We start from the raw sequence: 15,157 nt of genomic DNA, 5'->3' as shown, positions 1-15,157 counted from the left end.
TTAAACGGTTAATCCTCTTTCAGCCAGTTCATCACTGGCTTTATTTACATTGTCTTCGGCTATTTCTCCTTTTAGCCATTGAGCAAGCTCCAGAAGACCTTCTTTAAAATCGACTTCAGGAGTGAAACCGAGAACTTTTTCAGTTTTGGATGTATTGGCGAAACAATGGCGAATGTCGCCGATACGATAATTTCCGGTAATTTCCGGAGGGATATCCTTATTCATCACCTCTGCAAGTTGGTTGGCTATATAAGTGATAGTGTATTGATTACCGCTCCCAATGTTCAGCACCTCGCCATCTGCTTCGGGTTTTTCCATGGCCAGCCGGCAAGCCCGGGCCACATCCTTTACATGGATAAAATCCCTTTTCTGATTTCCGTCTTCGAAGATCATCGGCGGATTGTTATTTAAAAGCCTGGAAGCAAAAATGGCCAGAACACCGGTGTAAGGATTAGATAGCGCTTGTCGCGTTCCGTAAACATTAAAAAATCGAAGTGCCGTGGTTGGGATATTATAGGCTTTGCCGGTGATTAGGCTCAGTCGCTCCTGATCGTATTTGGAGAGTGCATACACAGAAGCTAAGGTTGGTTTTTTATCTTCTGAAGTTGGAATAGGCTGCAATTCTTTTCCATTTTTATACATCTCCCATTTGTCATTTTTCAGGTCTTCCAATTCCCGTTCACATTCTGTAATAAGATTAGCATTGGAATCTTTATATAGACCTTCACCGTAAATACTCATACTGGAAGCCATCACCAGTTTTTTTACCGGTTTTTCTATAAGACATTCCAATAAAGTCGCCGTCCCTACATTATTAACTTCGGTGTAATCCCTTATCTGATACATACTTTGACCCACACCAACCATAGCTGCAAAATGGAAAACAGCATCCACACCATTCAGGGCATATTGAACAGCCTGTTTATCCCGAACATCACCTATATGAAATTCTGCTTTAGGATTTAAATAGGTCGGTTTTTTTTGTTCCTTTCCATGAACCTGTTTAGAAAGATTATCTAAAATTCGTACTTCATAGCCGCAGTTAATAAGCTCATCGGTAAGATGAGAACCTATAAAACCTGCCCCCCCGGTTACTAAGACTTTTTTGATCATAAAAAATTTTTTGGTTGTTTAGAAATTCTGTTTTAATGGTCTGGTTATAATTTTATTAATACTTGTATTTTTCTTCTTGTTTACTGCATAGAATACATCTTCCGCAACCTCTTCCGGTTCTATACTACCCATATTCAGTTTTTCTATTGAAGTATGGCCCGAAATTTCATTTTTAAAAAAATTGGTTTCGGTAATTCCCAGACTTACCACCGTAACATTCAGATGTGGCAGGGTTTCCAGTCTTAAAGTTTCTGCAATGACTTCTAAAGCTGTTTTGCTGGCGCTATAAATTCCTCCATACTCGTGTGGCTGATTTGCTGCTACGGAAGAGATAAATACCACATTACCGCTTTTTCTTTCCAGCATTTCCGGTACAAAAGCCCTGATACATCTTAAAGCTCCCATTAAGTTTGTATCGATCACCTGCTGCCATTTTTCAGGATCTCCTTCCAATAGTTTCTCGCGAATTCCTCTTCCCGCATTGATCACCAATACATCCGGAATTCCTATATTTTCTTTAGCTGACTGGTATAAATCCCCAATATCTTCTGCCCTGGTCACATCGGTTTTACAGAAAAAATAATTTTCATTAAAAGTTGCTCTCGGCTCATCCCTATCTGCAATGAAAACCTTCCATTTCTCTTTGTGGAATTTTTCAGCGATCGCAGCTCCTATTCCGCTGGAACCCCCAGTGATTAAAATTCTATTTGTAACAGATTCTTTCAAAATATCGGTTTCAACAAAATTTATCATCGCTATCATATCCATATAAAGCGGAAAAACACGATTTACCTGGTGTATAACCAAATTTCCTATGGAAGCAATTCAATTCCAATTGTTTATATGCCAAAATTAGCAGCAGGAACTACAAAAAAGTACTAACAAATAGGTAAACGTTTCTTAATATAACCAGAAGTTATAATAAAGTAAAAAACTGAGTTAAGTCACTGCTGAAGATGCTTCTGATGATTATCTGCTAAAAATGTTAATAATAAAAAGTTAAACTTCTATAAAAAGTGAAATGTGTTATATTAATGTGCAATTGAGCACTTTATTTAATATAAAAAGTTTATGTATCCTGTAGCTTATTTATTTTTGAAACTATGAATATTGGAAATTCTAAACCTGCTTTCAGGAATCGCAGGTATTTTATTTAGCTTAATATTAAGGTTCTGGAGAGGTACTTCATAGCTCATATCAGAAAAAAAACTTAAGTGCTGCTTTCATAAGACCAATAGTAATCCATTCTCCGGCACAACGATGGTGCTGCTCATGAGAACCTCCACCTTGCGGAATAAATGAATATGGATTTTCTTCCCAGTTACTAAAACGTTTCGGATTAAACTTTTCCGGTTCCTCCCAAAACTTAGGATCATGATTGGTACTATAAATATCCAGTAACACCTTTTGACCCATCTCAAAATCATAATCATTCCAACTAAAATCTTTCCTGGCTTTTGCCGCTATAAAAGGAAAGAAGGGATAAAATCTTCTTACCTCCTGAACAAAATGCAGATCTTTTTCGTTCTCCGTATTTAAAAGGTATTCTGGATAAAGATGCCTCGCATGCGCCAGAAAGGTAATGTACCTGGCAACAGCCACTATAGGTCTTAATAGATTTAATATCTCTACCGCAGCTGTATGTTTGCTGTCGGGATCACTTTTTCGATATAGACAGGAGATGAAAAGACCAAAAATAGAATTGTTCCGGTAAGAGTGATTTTCTATTAAACTTTCAATCCAGGCCTCACTTTTTGATCTCGCAAGACGGCTTTTATAATGCTTTACACCAATTGCTCCTGAAGACTGGATCATCTTGTGCATTTGCCCGGTTCGCATTTTTTCTTCCTCTTGCTGTAAGGGAACTCCGCTCCATTCACAGGCGGTTCGCATTAAAATAAGTTCCATTTCTGAGAAAAGTTCCATTTCTCCTTTCACTTCCCAATCGAGAATGGCAATCTGCAGCTTTTTTTTTAAATTTTTTTTCTATTTTTTTTAAAGCCCGCACATTCATCACCTGCATAAAAAGCTTTTTTCTTTTGGAATGCGCCTGCCCATCCAAACCCTGTACACCACCTTCCCCAAACAAGGTTTTTTGAAATCGTTTTGGAGTAGCTCCATTTCTCTTAAACTTCGTATGATCGTAAAATATTTTTGCTCCCTCCTCTCCTTTTATGACAACTACTTTTTGAAAAAAGAAACGGGCTTCAATAAGATCTTTTTGACTTTCTGAAAATTTCTTCCGGAAATAGTCATATCCATCATATAACACTCCTATGGTATCCAACATAGCTTTTTGCTTTAGAGTTACGTGTAGGAATAGAATGAATTTATCTTAAAGAGGAACCTCAAATTTAAAAGCTAAAACGCTGATAATTCTAGCTTTAACTTATTTTAACCTGCTTCAGATCATTCAATTAATATAAACAACGACTAAATATGATGGTTTCATCACTTACGATATTGATAACCAGAGAATCGTAATAACTCTTTTAGCATTTGCACAACAAAGCTTTACAATTCGCTTAACTGATATTGGTAGAAGACCTCTTTAATTTTATGTAAACTAAAAAAATCGATGTGATGAAAAATTTAAAAGAATTATTTGAACACCAGCTTAAAGATCTTTATAGTGCTGAATCACAGCTTATAGAGGCACTGCCTAAAATGGCAAAAAACACCACTAATTCTGATTTAAAGAAAGCTTTTGAAGAACATCTGGAAGAAACCAAAGGCCATAAAAAAAGATTGGAAGAGATTTGTGAGGAACTGGATATTAATCCCAAAGGCGAAGAATGCCAGGCTATGAAGGGCCTCATAAAAGAAGCTGAACAATTTCTTAAAGAAGTCTCAGATGATGACACGAAAGATGCCGGCCTCATTGCAGATGCTCAGAGAGTGGAACATTACGAAATTGCCGGGTATGGTTCTGTAGCCACTTATGCAGAAGAGCTGGGCTATGATGATATTGCTAAAAAACTGAAAAGCACGCTTGATGAGGAATATTCAGCCGATGACAAATTGAAGCAGTTGGCTAAATCAAGGATTAATCAAAAGGCAAAATAAATTAGCCAAATTCACTTGAAAAAAGCTTTCTTAAATGAAGGCTTTTTTTCTGAAATTTTTGAAAACTAGCAAAATAGCATTCTATAAACTTCCTATTTGCACAGACTTTAAATACCTTTCCTTATAATATCAACTGAATAGACTATGAACTTAATGCTGATTATATTTTTTGTGGGAGTTCTTATTTTAATTTCAGGAACATTTTTTTCAGAATTTAAGAAAATATTTATTACCGAGCCATTTTTGTCTATAGTAATAGCAATTCTTTTAGGTCCTGAAATTTTAGGTGTTATAGAATTAGATATTACCAGTTCACTACCGGTCTTAAAAAAAACCTCTGAATTTACCATAGCGATGGCATTAATGGCAACCGCTTTGCGTATACCAAAAAGTTTCTTCCGCAGGAATTTCCAGACCCAGACATTTCTTGTAATAGGGGGTATGCTTTTAATGTGGCTAAGCGGCAGTTTCCTGTTATACCTGGTTTTTAATTTGAGTATTGCCGAATGTTTGCTGTTAGGAGCGATAATTACTCCAACAGATCCCGTGGTGGCCTCTACGATTGTTACCGGAAAACTGGCAGAAAAATACCTGCCATCTTCTATAAGGAATAGCTTGTCATTTGAGGCTGGAGTAAATGATGGTCTTGCATTTCCTTTGGTTTTTGCTGGAATATTTCTTGTTCAGGCAGATAGTTTTCCAATAGGTAAATGGATAGTGGAGGTGTTGCTATTTAAAACCATTCTCTGTGCCGTAATCGCTTATATTACTGGGTACGGTGCGGGTTTGTTGATGCATAAAGCAAATATCAAGGGATATATGAACAAAAAATCATTTTTACCCTTTTCACTTGCATTGTCTTTTGTTTTACTTGAAGGATTAAATCTGCTGAATATGAACGGAATTATTGCTGTCTTCATCGGCGGACTGGCATTTTCACGAGTAATTTCTGAAAATGAAGATGTGCAGGAAGAACGGGTGCAGGAAGCCATGGAGCGAATTTTCACAATCCCGGCGTATTTTCTCCTGGGCCTGGTTTTGCCCTGGCAGGAATATGTGGCCCTGGGCTGGAAGGCTATAGGGATCGTAGTTTTGGTCATCCTTTTTAGAAGAATTCCAGGATTTTTTGCTCTTGGGCCCTTTATGCCAAAATTTAAGAAAAGAAAAAAAGACCTACTCTTCATGGGCTGGTTCGGTCCCATTGGAGTAGCGGCAATTTATTATGCCCTGCATACCAAAGAACAATTAGCCATGGAATCTGCCTGGGTGATTCCCAGCCTTATAGTAGTTGCTTCTACCATTATACATGGGATTAGTAGTGTACCTTTTCAAAAATGGTATCATAGTTTAAAAAATGATCACTAATAGCCCGACTTTTTGATGGCAGATTTTAATGAAATAAATTTCAATGTCTTACCTGAAACCATTCCTGGTCATTTCGGTAATTTTTAATTTCTTTTCAATACTTGAACCCAGGAATATCAAATTAAGGCTTATCAGAATTAAGAATACTGAAAATTAAAATGTTATGGTTCTTTTTTAAGAAATCTTGTAAAGAGCGCAACTCCGAGCATAGCCATCCCAAAAACTCCAATTATTCTTCTGTGTTCATAAACCTCATCAAAAGTACTGTAATCCTGTGCTATGTTCTTAAAATCACCATGAACCCCCTGATCCCCTGGTACAGGTTCCCAAAGATTATGTTGCCTATCGGGATCTTCTGCCTTCTCACTTAGCTGGCCATCAAAACCATTTTTAGCCATATAATGATCTAAAAATTCAGGCACTAATTTATTACCCCAGATGGTTTGTACCGTTGGATATCCTACCATTCTCTGCCGTACCCCGCTTTCAGCAACCTCTACAATGGCACGGGCTGCAACCTCTGGCTGATAAATTTTACCCATAGGTTTGGGTTTCTTGGTAAACCTCGTCTTTACCCAGCCAAACTGTGTAGTGTTCATTGCCGGCAGATGTACTATGGAAAGATCTATATTGAGATTATCATGTAATAACTCCGCACGCAATGATTCAAAAAATCCCTGAATGGCATGTTTGGAAGCACAGTAGGCAGACTGCAATGGAATCCCGCGATAGGAAAGCGCAGAACCTACCAGAATTATTTTGCCTGAATTTCTTTGCTTCATTCTTTTTAATGCCGCCAGGGTACCATAAACCTGTCCCAGGTAAGTAACATTGGTAACTCTGGCAAATTCTTCCGGACTCATATCAATGGCTTTGCTAAAAACACTCACCATAGCATTATTAACCCAAATAGCAATAGGTCCAAGATTTTCTTCAGCAAAGCTTGCCGCCTCTTCCATCTCCCGGGCATTTGCTACATCGGCAATATATATCCAGGCCTCTCCACCACATTCTTCCACATCCCGTTTTGCGCCCTCCAGCCCATCTTTACCTCTGGCAATAAGTAAAATTCTAGCGCCTTTTTTCGCAAATTCTTTTGCAGTTGCCCTACCTACGCCGGCAGAGCCCCCGGTGATTACCACGCACCCCTGAAGTTCACTTCTGTTATTACTTGATAATTTCATAGTTTGTTGTTTATTTCAATTTTGTGTACAAAATATTTTGTCAACTTCTTCCACTGAAGTTTCTGAAAACCAGCCCAGGCACCTTCAGCTATTAGGGTGTTAATTAATTTTCTTTTGCCTGCAGAACCCCCCTTATTGTTAACTGCTTCATTTTTACCAATTTCAAAACCTTTAATAGTATTCTCTTCCAAAGTAACTTTGAAGGTACTGGTAGCTTCATCTATAAAGAAATGTTTTATTTCTTTTTTTAATTCACCTCTATCGGTTGGATCTTTACTCGGACTAACAGTAAATTCCGCAAAATCATCTTCATTCTTAATAGCTGTTACGTATACCCAATTATTGGGAGAAGGTAGCGGTAATTCGATTTTTATATAATCATGTACTTTTAATTTCTCCTTCTTCTTTCCATGAGAATTATATATTTGAAATTTTGCTGACAATTCTGGCAATTCAGACCACCTGTTCACCTCAAACAACTTTTGTTTAGATCGAACAAACTTTTCCCTCGCAAGCTCTCGGGAATCAAATTTATTTTCGCTACTATAACTTTTGTCTTTTAACTGTTTGAGGGAGCTTTTCTCTTTTCCCTTCCCTAATCTTTTAATCCATCCTATTATGTCCATAATTTCTCAATTAAATTGGATTTTTTATTCGTCATATATCTCAAGGTTGATCAGATAAAATTTTCAGCATCCTGGAATTCCCGCTAAAGAATTCTGAGGTTCTGACAATGGTATGGAGGCAAACCGACAGAAATGAAGACAAAGGCTTATATTGTGGCCAGCCATTTCCTTATTATCATTAATAATTTCTCTTGCTTCTTAAAAAGTTCTTGGTTGGTCATGAACTAGAAATAACTTCCTATTTTACGTATGTATCCCATTTTAGGCCATGTTCTTCTTTTTTGAGAACGCATGAGAAAGAAAGTCCTCCTCTTTAATATCTCATAAATAATTGATTTAATATTTATAATATAAAGATAGGAATGAGCTTTTCGCAGAACTTATAAAGTTATGCTAAGTTATTTCAGTTTTAATTATTTTTAACTTCCAGCAGGAATATTTAAGAATTAGTTGCACGAACCTTATTCAAGCTTCACCGTCCTACATTCGGCATTTTAAAATCCTGTTTTCATTTCCAGTTGCCGAAAAGTTTATCAACAAAAGTATCTGTATTTAGCGATTCGTTGCATATTTTCTAATGGTAGATAAAAATGCTTTTTTTTCCAAAACGGGAAGGATATCATTTTAGAGGTATAAAATTTCAAAAAAGTGGAAAAAATGGAGTTATAACTAGAGGCTTTTTTTAATCTTCCTTTTAAAAGTAAGTTTTACTTTTTAACCGGAATCTCTGCATCTCGATTTACATAGGCTGAAACTCCTCTTATAAAATCGTTCACTATTTCTTCCATTATTTTCCGGGCATCTGAAGTTAAAGGATAAGGCTGATTGTTTTCAGCATAAAAAGCCCAGTCATTTCTACCTCCCACGATTTGAAACGTAGGCGCATCTGGACTGGAAAGTTCCACTATCTCCACATCATAACGAATTTTTTGATCCTGAAATCTAAAAGCCAGGTCAAACATGGCGTCCCAGGTATAGGTATTTCCATTATCGGTAATAGAAAAAGCTTGAGGAGCAAAGACTTTATATTCAAGATATTGATCTTTTATATCCCTTGATTTGGCATCATTTGTATTAGAAATAATATTTTCCGCCCATCTTTTTGCGGCCATATATAATCTTGAATCGGTTTTACCTGGATATTCCATAATAACCGAATCCTCAAAACCGGCAGGAGAAAGGGTGAATTTTTCAGCAATCTTCTGTGAATTTGCCTTGAAACCGATCAAACAGAACAGGAGGATATAAATTGTATTTTTCATTTCAATTTTTTTTCAACTTCAAAATAGCTAATTATTGAACCTTTTAGTGTTAAGGCGTTTTTAAAATTATCTAAATTTTAATCAATGCCAGCATTTTAAAATTAATAACCTAGTTAAGAAATTATAAAATTTCTATCGGTCAAATTTGATTTATTATCTTCAGAAGAAACTTTTATAGTTTAAAGAATTTGAACAAAAAGCAGAATAGAAAAAAGGTTATGAAAATACAAAAATTAGGAAATACAGGATTAGAATGCCCTCCTATAATATTTGGCGGCAATGTTTTTGGTTGGACGGCAAATGAAAAAGAGTCTTTCCGATTAATGGATCATTTACTGGACATGGGAATTAATATGATAGATTCAGCCGATGTTTATTCGCGTTGGGCTAAAGGAAACTCGGGAGGAGAATCTGAAAGCATCATCGGGAAATATATGAAAGCACGAGGAAATCGTCATAAACTTATAATCACAACCAAAGTTGGCTCCAGTATGCAGCAGGGTGGGGATAAGGATATTTCAAAAACCCATATTTTAAAAGCAGTTGAAGATTCATTAACCAGATTGGAAACAGATCATATCGACCTATATTTCACCCATTGGGACGATGAAAAAACTCCTGTGGAAGAAACGCTGGAAGCTTATGAAAAATTAATAGATCAGGGAAAGGTAAGATATATAGGAGCTTCTAATTTATCTCCCGAAAGATTAAAGGCTTCTTTAAAAGCTTCCGAAGAAAATGATTTACCTAAATATGAAGTATTTCAACCGGAATATAATTTAATGGTACGGGATAAATTTGAAGGAAGAATCCGTGAAATTTGCGAACATCATAATCTGGGAGTAACCAGTTACTTCTCCCTCGCCAGCGGATTCCTTACCGGGAAATATTCCGAAGAAAAGGATATCAAAGGAACCAATCGCGAGAAATTCCTCAAAGATTACTTTAATGATCGAGGAAAAAATATTTTGAAGGCTTTAAAGGAGGTTTCAGCTCAGCATAATATATCTCAGGCAGCGGTGGCTTTAAGGTGGATCATGCAAAAACCGGGAATTACGGCACCCATTGCCAGTGCTACAAAACTTGGACACTTTAAAAGTTTTGAAGAAGCAATTGCTAACGAGCTAACAGATAAAGAAATGGATCATCTTAATCAGGTTAGTGATTAATAAATCAGCTAGATAACTTATTTTTAAGCGTATCGAAATCTAGGCTGGATTGCTCTCCAGATTTCATGTGTTTTAAAGTGAATTTCTGACTATTCATTTCTTCCTCGCCGGCTAAAACCGTATAAGGAATATCCCTTTTATCGGCATATTTCATTTGTTTACCCATTTTAGCTGCATCGGGATAGAGTTCTGCCGTTATATTCTCTTCCCTTAATTTTCTAACGGCTTGCATAGCGTATAAAGCTTCTTTTTCACCAAAATTGATAAAAAGAACTTTGGTATTTTGCGTGACGGTATCAGGGAATAAACCTAGTTCTTCAAGAACCAGGTAAATACGATCCAGTCCAAAAGAGATTCCTATACCGCTCATGTCTTTCAAACCAAAAATTCCGGTAAGATCATCATAACGGCCACCGCCACCTATAGATCCCATTTTCACATCTTCTGGAGCAGCTACTTCAAAAATTGCTCCTGTATAATAATTTAATCCGCGCGCCAGCGTGACATCAAGATCTAATTGAGCAATTTTTAGTGGCATCTCCTTAATTGCATCCTGAATAAATTGTAATTCTGAAATACCTTTTTGTCCGGTTTCTGAATCGGCCAATATATCTTGCAGTCCAGTTATCTTTTCACTGAAATTTCCATTTAAATTGAAAATAGGCTGGATTTTAGTAATCGCTTCTTCAGAAATGCCTTTTTCGCGCATTTCTTTTTTTACTCCCTCCTCGCCTATTTTATCCAGCTTGTCCAGTGCAACCGTAAAATCGATAAGTTTGTCCTGCTCCCCTATTACTTCTGAAAAGCCCGAAAGAATTTTTCGATTATTAATTTTTATGGTTACGCCGGTAAGACCTAATTTACTAAACACAGCATCATATAGCTGAATAAATTCTACCTCCTGCCACAGGCTATTACTTCCTACCACATCTGCATCGCACTGGAAGAATTCCCTGAACCTTCCTTTTTGTGGACGATCTGCCCTCCAAACCGGCTGAATTTGATAACGCTTAAAAGGAAATTCAATCTCATTTTGATGTTGTACCACGTATCTGGCAAAAGGGACGGTTAGATCATAACGTAAAGCCTTTTCGCTAATAGAAGAAGTAAGGCCCAGGCTATCATTATTTGATAAAGCTTTTTTATCAGCTTTTTTCAGAAAATCCCCGGAATTCAGGATCTTAAAGATCAGACGATCACCTTCTTCTCCGTATTTTCCCATTAAGGTAGAAGAGTTTTCAAAACTTGGCGTTTCAATTGGCTGAAATCCAAAGCTTTTAAATTCAGATTGAATAGTTTGAAAAATATAATTTCTTTTCGCTACTTCTTCCGGGGAAAAATCCCTTGTTCCTTTTGGTATAGATGGTTTTTGTGCCATGATATGTTCTAAGCTGCATTTGCTAATTAGGAATGCAAATATCTTAATTTTTAAGCGAACCCAAACTTATTTGAAATTTTAAGTAACAAAGTTCTATTTTTAGAGTCTAACCGGTAAGCCAAGAAAATTCAAGCCATGTTTTCACTCTTTCGGGAAAATATAAGGATCGCCCTTAATTCCATTAAAAATCAGTCATTAAGAACTATCCTCACCGTTCTCATCATCGCTATTGGTATTACCGCTCTCGTTGGGATTCTAAGTGCAGTGGCGGCATTAGAAAATACGATTAGCAAGGATTTTGCTTCCATGGGATCCAATACTTTCAATCTTCAGCGATATGAATTCAGGACACAAAGTTTTGGAAATGAAGAGCGTAAAGTAAATCCTATTATTAGTTACAGGGAAGTAAAAGAATTTGAAGAAAAGTTTGAATATCCGTATACGGAAACGGCTATTTCCTTTACAGGAACCGGTTCCGCAGAAATTAAATACGAAAATGAAAAGACCGACCCAGAAATTTCTGTGTTGGGGGTGAACGAATACTACCTGGAAAACTCAGGTTTAAATGTGGAAGATGGCAGGGAATTTAATGTCTTCGATATTCAGAACAATAATAATGTGGCGGTGATCGGTTCAGATTTTAAAGATGGTATATTTAAAGGATTTGACCCGATAAATCGCACCATTAGTGTTAGAGGGGCAAAATTTAAAGTCATTGGTGTGCTGGAATCTAAGGGAAGTACCTTCGGCAATAACCAGGATCTTCGGGTTTTTATACCTATCCAACATGCCCGATCCCTTTTTTCCCAGCCAAATATCAATTACAATCTTAGTGTGAAAGTGGAAGACAAAGAACTTTTGGATGCTGCTATGGATGAAGCCATCATCACTTTCAGAAATATTCGAGGATTAAACCCGAAGGAGGAAAATAATTTCGGGCTGGAAAGAAGCGACGATCTCATCAATAGAATTCTATCAATAACAGGAGCTTTAAATATTGCTGCCTGGATCATTTCTATTATCACTATTTTCGGTTCATCCATAGCTTTAATGAACATTATGTTGGTAACGGTAACAGAAAGGACCCGTGAAATTGGAGTAAGAAAAGCTTTAGGCGCAAAGAAGAATACTATTGCCACTCAATTCTTTTTGGAAACCCTGGTTATCGGTCAGATTGGTGGTTTACTGGGAATTCTACTTGGAATAGGAATAGGCTATGCGGTAGCTACCTCTCTCGATTTTGATTTTACAACACCATGGAAGGCCATGTTTTGGGCAACAGGAATTACCATTCTAGTAGCTATTCTTGCCGGAAGTTACCCCGCTGCAAAAGCTGCCAAGCAGGATCCTATTGAGTCACTGCGTTATGAATAATTTGAAAATTCATTGATTTGAAAATAGGTCATAGAAAGATAGATTTTCATTTTCAAATTATCTCATTTTCAAATTGACTAATAAAGCTAACCCTGAACCACATCCTTAAAATAGCCGTATAATCCACCCTTTGTGATATTGGCTCCCTGTTTGATCAAAGCAAAAATATCCTTATTCCTATCATCGCTTATAGCCCTGGTAGAAGTATAGATATTTACCGTCTCGTCCATCAAATTAGTCTGCAACCACTGGTATCCTTCCCTTGTAGTAATATCTATCGCTTCGTTTTCAACTTTAATAGCTATAAGTTCAATGGTCGCTGTAGTAATATGAAATAAGAATATTTGGTTTGGAGAAAAATGCTCCAGGTATTCCACTTTATTCAAAACACCTTCCCATACCAGGTCGCTAAAAATATCCAGTTCTTCTTCGGCAGTCTCCGGCTTTTTTTTCTTTATCTGCTCCCATTCTTCAGCAGTGATAGATTGTGTAGCCAGGAAATTGATGAACTCCTGATGCATTTCTTCAAACTGTTCTTTTGTTAATCTTGCGTATTTCATACTGAAATTTAAAAAGAAAAGCCCACTCAAAGAATGAGCAGGCTTTTTACTATAAATAAAATCAATTAAGCGTCGGCTACAACGTCAAAAGTAAAGTTAGAAACTACTTCACGATGAAAACGTAAAGTTGCATCATACTGTCCCAAACGTTTAATGTTACCACCAGCGATATTAATATATTTTTTATCGATTTCTACACCTTCTTTTGAAAGGGCATCAGCTAAATCTCCATTGGTAATGGAACCAAAAAGCTTATCACCTGCTCCTGCTTTCGCAGTCATCTTAATTTCAAGGTTGTTAAGTTTTTCAGCTTGTTTTTTAGCTTCGTCTATATGCTTTTGTTCTTTATAGGCTCTTTGCTTCAAAGTTTCAGATAAAACTTTTCTTGCAGAAGGAGTTGCTAATTCAGCATATCCCTGTGGAATAAGATAATTTCTACCGTAACCATTTTTTACAGCTACCACATCATCTTTAAAACCTAAATTATCTACGTCTTTTTTAAGTATAACTTCCATAACTGCCTCTTTTTATTTTAATAAATCACCTACGTAAGGCATTAATGCTAAGTGACGAGCACGCTTTACAGCAGTAGCCACTTTTCTCTGGAATTTCAAAGAAGTACCGGTTAAACGACGAGGTAATAATTTCCCCTGTTCGTTAACAAAGCCCATTAAGAAATCTGGATCCTTATAATCGATATACTTGATACCAGATCTTTTAAATCTACAGTACTTCTTAGCTTTGGTTGTCTCTATATTAAGCGGAGTAAGATACCTGATCTCTCCGTCTTTTTTTCCTTTTGCTTGTTGTTCAATAGATGTTGCCATGGTTACGCTTTTTCCTTGTTACGTTTTCTTCTTTTTTCAGCCCAGGCGATTGCATGCTTATCTAACTTAACAGTTAAATAACGCATCATACGCTCGTCTCTTCTGAATTCTAACTCAAGCGGCTCAATAGCCTCACCAGGAGCTTTAAATTCAAATAAGTGATAAAAACCACTTTTCTTGTGTTGGATTGCATAAGCCAGTTTTCTTAGGCCCCAATCTTCTTTAGCTACCATCTCAGCTCCTTTAGAAACAAGAAAATCTTCGTATTTCTTAACTGTCTCCTTTATCTGCTCATCAGATAAAACGGGATTCAAGATGAAAACAGTTTCATAATTGTTCATAAAAATTTACTTTAAATTAAATCGGCTGCAAAAATAGAATTATTATTCCTTATTTCAAAGTAAATTTAGCAGGATAAAACACTATTTTTGACGATGAAATAATTATTAACCTTGTATTTCTTATTTTTAATGAGTAATATTGTTTATTACTAACCTATTAGACTGTGGAAGAAGTTTTACTTAAATGTGCTGTTGTTGATGACTCTAGCCTTCAAAGGCTATCAATAGTCAAACTTATAAAAGATCACCCAAATTTAAAACTGGTAGCCGAATATAATAATGCCATCGAAACCAAGAATGGGCTACTGGATACCGAAACAGACCTTATCTTTTTAGATATTGAAATGCCTATCTTATCTGGTTTTGAACTATTGGACAACCTTCCAAATAAGCCACAAATTATATTCGTAACCGGTAAAACAAAATATGCCTTTAAGGCTTTTGATTATGATGCGGTAGATTATATCCACAAACCGGTAACTAAAGATAGATTTAACAATGCGGTAAATAAAGCAGTTAATCTGTACAAGCTCAAACATCAAACTCCTGTCCCTGAAGATGACGATTTTATTTTTGTAAAAAGTAATCTAAAAAACAGGAAGGTATTTTTAAGCAAGTTAAAATACATCCAGGCGCTTGGTGATTATGTTAAGTTTGTGACTGAAAAGGATAATTTCGTGGTACTGGCTACGATGAAGTCTTTTGAAAAGCAACTCCCGAACGACAGGTTTTTAAGAACTCATAAATCCTATATCGTGAATCTTGAAAAAATTGAGCGGTATAACAGTAAGAATATTGAAATAGAAAAAGAGAAGTTACCATTAAGCCGACATAAAAAGGCAAATTTGGTAGAAGCATTAAGCGCTATACAGCAATAACCAGGAAACTTCTT

At 36.4% G+C, this 15,157-nt stretch carries 17 protein-coding genes; 5 read left to right on the top strand and 12 right to left on the bottom strand.

Translation table 11 applies throughout. From position 1 onward, the window contains the following. From Q1K34_RS11860 to Q1K34_RS11845, 4 genes are all read right to left on the bottom strand, one after another. Nucleotides 1-1,113 (bottom strand): NAD(P)-dependent oxidoreductase, encoded by a 1,113-nt coding sequence (locus Q1K34_RS11860; RefSeq protein ID WP_300438978.1) that lies wholly within the window; start codon nt 1,111-1,113, stop codon nt 1-3. 18 nt (nt 1,114-1,131) lie between these two features. Beyond that, the gene (locus Q1K34_RS11855) at nt 1,132-1,866 is read right to left on the bottom strand and encodes an SDR family oxidoreductase (protein ID WP_300438976.1); all 735 of its coding nucleotides are present in this window, start codon (nt 1,864-1,866) and stop codon (nt 1,132-1,134) included. A gap of 444 nt (nt 1,867-2,310) precedes the next feature. Continuing rightward, nucleotides 2,311-3,021, bottom strand: a complete 711-nt coding sequence (locus Q1K34_RS11850) for a cytochrome P450 (RefSeq protein WP_300438973.1) — start codon at nt 3,019-3,021, stop codon at nt 2,311-2,313. Beyond that, nucleotides 2,990-3,403, bottom strand: a complete 414-nt coding sequence (locus Q1K34_RS11845; RefSeq protein WP_300438970.1) for a hypothetical protein — start codon at nt 3,401-3,403, stop codon at nt 2,990-2,992. Before Q1K34_RS11845 ends, Q1K34_RS11850 begins: the two co-directional genes overlap by 32 nt. A 293-nt stretch (nt 3,404-3,696) precedes the next feature. On the opposite strand from Q1K34_RS11845, the gene Q1K34_RS11840 reads away from it, so the two are divergent. Continuing rightward, nucleotides 3,697-4,179, top strand: a complete 483-nt coding sequence (locus Q1K34_RS11840; RefSeq protein WP_300438969.1) for a ferritin-like domain-containing protein — start codon at nt 3,697-3,699, stop codon at nt 4,177-4,179. Nucleotides 4,180-4,332: 153 nt separating this feature from the next. After that, complete coding sequence (locus tag Q1K34_RS11835; protein ID WP_300438966.1) at nt 4,333-5,544, top strand: cation:proton antiporter; 1,212 nt, start codon at nt 4,333-4,335, stop codon at nt 5,542-5,544. Nucleotides 5,545-5,705: 161 nt separating this feature from the next. On the opposite strand, the gene Q1K34_RS11830 is transcribed toward Q1K34_RS11835, so the two are convergent. The 3 genes from Q1K34_RS11830 to Q1K34_RS11820 form a co-directional block, all read right to left on the bottom strand. After that, entirely contained in the window at nt 5,706-6,728 is a 1,023-nt protein-coding gene (locus tag Q1K34_RS11830) for an SDR family oxidoreductase (RefSeq protein WP_300438963.1), read from the bottom strand. After that, nucleotides 6,725-7,354, bottom strand: a complete 630-nt coding sequence (locus tag Q1K34_RS11825; protein WP_300438961.1) for a hypothetical protein — start codon at nt 7,352-7,354, stop codon at nt 6,725-6,727. Before Q1K34_RS11825 ends, Q1K34_RS11830 begins: the two co-directional genes overlap by 4 nt. A gap of 707 nt (nt 7,355-8,061) precedes the next feature. Further along, a complete protein-coding gene (locus tag Q1K34_RS11820) occupies nt 8,062-8,616 on the bottom strand; it encodes a hypothetical protein (RefSeq protein ID WP_300438958.1) in 555 nt (184 codons plus the stop codon). A 218-nt stretch (nt 8,617-8,834) separates the two neighbouring features. On the opposite strand from Q1K34_RS11820, the gene Q1K34_RS11815 reads away from it, so the two are divergent. Further along, nucleotides 8,835-9,785: an aldo/keto reductase gene (locus tag Q1K34_RS11815; RefSeq protein ID WP_300438956.1), complete on the top strand. Its 951-nt coding sequence runs from the start codon at nt 8,835-8,837 to the stop codon at nt 9,783-9,785. Between the two features lie 4 nt (nt 9,786-9,789). Here the strand turns inward: Q1K34_RS11815 and hisS are convergent, their stop codons facing one another. Then, a complete protein-coding gene (gene hisS, locus Q1K34_RS11810; protein WP_300438954.1) occupies nt 9,790-11,163 on the bottom strand; it encodes a histidine--tRNA ligase in 1,374 nt (457 codons plus the stop codon). A gap of 135 nt (nt 11,164-11,298) precedes the next feature. Here hisS and Q1K34_RS11805 point away from each other — a divergent pair, with 135 nt between their 5' ends. Continuing rightward, nucleotides 11,299-12,537, top strand: coding sequence for an ABC transporter permease (locus Q1K34_RS11805; protein ID WP_300438951.1), 1,239 nt, complete (start codon nt 11,299-11,301; stop codon nt 12,535-12,537). Nucleotides 12,538-12,623: 86 nt separating this feature from the next. On the opposite strand, the gene Q1K34_RS11800 is transcribed toward Q1K34_RS11805, so the two are convergent. The 4 genes from Q1K34_RS11800 to rpsF form a co-directional block, all read right to left on the bottom strand. Further along, nucleotides 12,624-13,097 (bottom strand): DUF6495 family protein, encoded by a 474-nt coding sequence (locus Q1K34_RS11800; protein ID WP_300438947.1) that lies wholly within the window; start codon nt 13,095-13,097, stop codon nt 12,624-12,626. Between the two features lie 65 nt (nt 13,098-13,162). Further along, a complete protein-coding gene (gene rplI / locus Q1K34_RS11795; protein WP_300438944.1) occupies nt 13,163-13,612 on the bottom strand; it encodes a 50S ribosomal protein L9 in 450 nt (149 codons plus the stop codon). Nucleotides 13,613-13,624: 12 nt separating this feature from the next. Continuing rightward, nucleotides 13,625-13,924 (bottom strand): 30S ribosomal protein S18, encoded by a 300-nt coding sequence (gene rpsR, locus Q1K34_RS11790; protein WP_011709002.1) that lies wholly within the window; start codon nt 13,922-13,924, stop codon nt 13,625-13,627. 2 nt (nt 13,925-13,926) lie between these two features. Next, on the bottom strand, nt 13,927-14,265 hold the full coding sequence (gene rpsF, locus Q1K34_RS11785) for a 30S ribosomal protein S6 (protein ID WP_300438939.1): 339 nt from the start codon (nt 14,263-14,265) through the stop codon (nt 13,927-13,929). A 164-nt stretch (nt 14,266-14,429) separates the two neighbouring features. Here rpsF and Q1K34_RS11780 point away from each other — a divergent pair, with 164 nt between their 5' ends. Then, nucleotides 14,430-15,143, top strand: coding sequence for a LytTR family DNA-binding domain-containing protein (locus tag Q1K34_RS11780; RefSeq protein ID WP_300438936.1), 714 nt, complete (start codon nt 14,430-14,432; stop codon nt 15,141-15,143). Nucleotides 15,144-15,157 lie beyond the last annotated feature (14 nt).

This window comes from Christiangramia sp. (assembly GCF_029937855.1).
Taxonomy (GTDB): domain Bacteria; phylum Bacteroidota; class Bacteroidia; order Flavobacteriales; family Flavobacteriaceae; genus Christiangramia.
This window is presented reverse-complemented; position numbering and strand designations above follow the sequence as displayed.

What these genes read in the sequence shown, in the direction of transcription:
- Q1K34_RS11860 (WP_300438978.1), bottom strand. Translation starts at nt 1,113, where the DNA reads ATGATCAAAAAAGTCTTAGTAACCGGGGGGGCAGGTTTTATAGGTTCT.
- Q1K34_RS11855 (WP_300438976.1), bottom strand. Translation starts at nt 1,866, where the DNA reads ATGATAAATTTTGTTGAAACCGATATTTTGAAAGAATCTGTTACAAAT.
- Q1K34_RS11850 (WP_300438973.1), bottom strand. Translation starts at nt 3,021, where the DNA reads ATGGAACTTATTTTAATGCGAACCGCCTGTGAATGGAGCGGAGTTCCC.
- Q1K34_RS11845 (WP_300438970.1), bottom strand. Translation starts at nt 3,403, where the DNA reads ATGTTGGATACCATAGGAGTGTTATATGATGGATATGACTATTTCCGG.
- Q1K34_RS11840 (WP_300438969.1), top strand. Translation starts at nt 3,697, where the DNA reads ATGAAAAATTTAAAAGAATTATTTGAACACCAGCTTAAAGATCTTTAT.
- Q1K34_RS11835 (WP_300438966.1), top strand. Translation starts at nt 4,333, where the DNA reads ATGCTGATTATATTTTTTGTGGGAGTTCTTATTTTAATTTCAGGAACA.
- Q1K34_RS11830 (WP_300438963.1), bottom strand. Translation starts at nt 6,728, where the DNA reads ATGAAATTATCAAGTAATAACAGAAGTGAACTTCAGGGGTGCGTGGTA.
- Q1K34_RS11825 (WP_300438961.1), bottom strand. Translation starts at nt 7,354, where the DNA reads ATGGACATAATAGGATGGATTAAAAGATTAGGGAAGGGAAAAGAGAAA.
- Q1K34_RS11820 (WP_300438958.1), bottom strand. Translation starts at nt 8,616, where the DNA reads ATGAAAAATACAATTTATATCCTCCTGTTCTGTTTGATCGGTTTCAAG.
- Q1K34_RS11815 (WP_300438956.1), top strand. Translation starts at nt 8,835, where the DNA reads ATGAAAATACAAAAATTAGGAAATACAGGATTAGAATGCCCTCCTATA.
- hisS (WP_300438954.1), bottom strand. Translation starts at nt 11,163, where the DNA reads ATGGCACAAAAACCATCTATACCAAAAGGAACAAGGGATTTTTCCCCG.
- Q1K34_RS11805 (WP_300438951.1), top strand. Translation starts at nt 11,299, where the DNA reads ATGTTTTCACTCTTTCGGGAAAATATAAGGATCGCCCTTAATTCCATT.
- Q1K34_RS11800 (WP_300438947.1), bottom strand. Translation starts at nt 13,097, where the DNA reads ATGAAATACGCAAGATTAACAAAAGAACAGTTTGAAGAAATGCATCAG.
- rplI (WP_300438944.1), bottom strand. Translation starts at nt 13,612, where the DNA reads ATGGAAGTTATACTTAAAAAAGACGTAGATAATTTAGGTTTTAAAGAT.
- rpsR (WP_011709002.1), bottom strand. Translation starts at nt 13,924, where the DNA reads ATGGCAACATCTATTGAACAACAAGCAAAAGGAAAAAAAGACGGAGAG.
- rpsF (WP_300438939.1), bottom strand. Translation starts at nt 14,265, where the DNA reads ATGAACAATTATGAAACTGTTTTCATCTTGAATCCCGTTTTATCTGAT.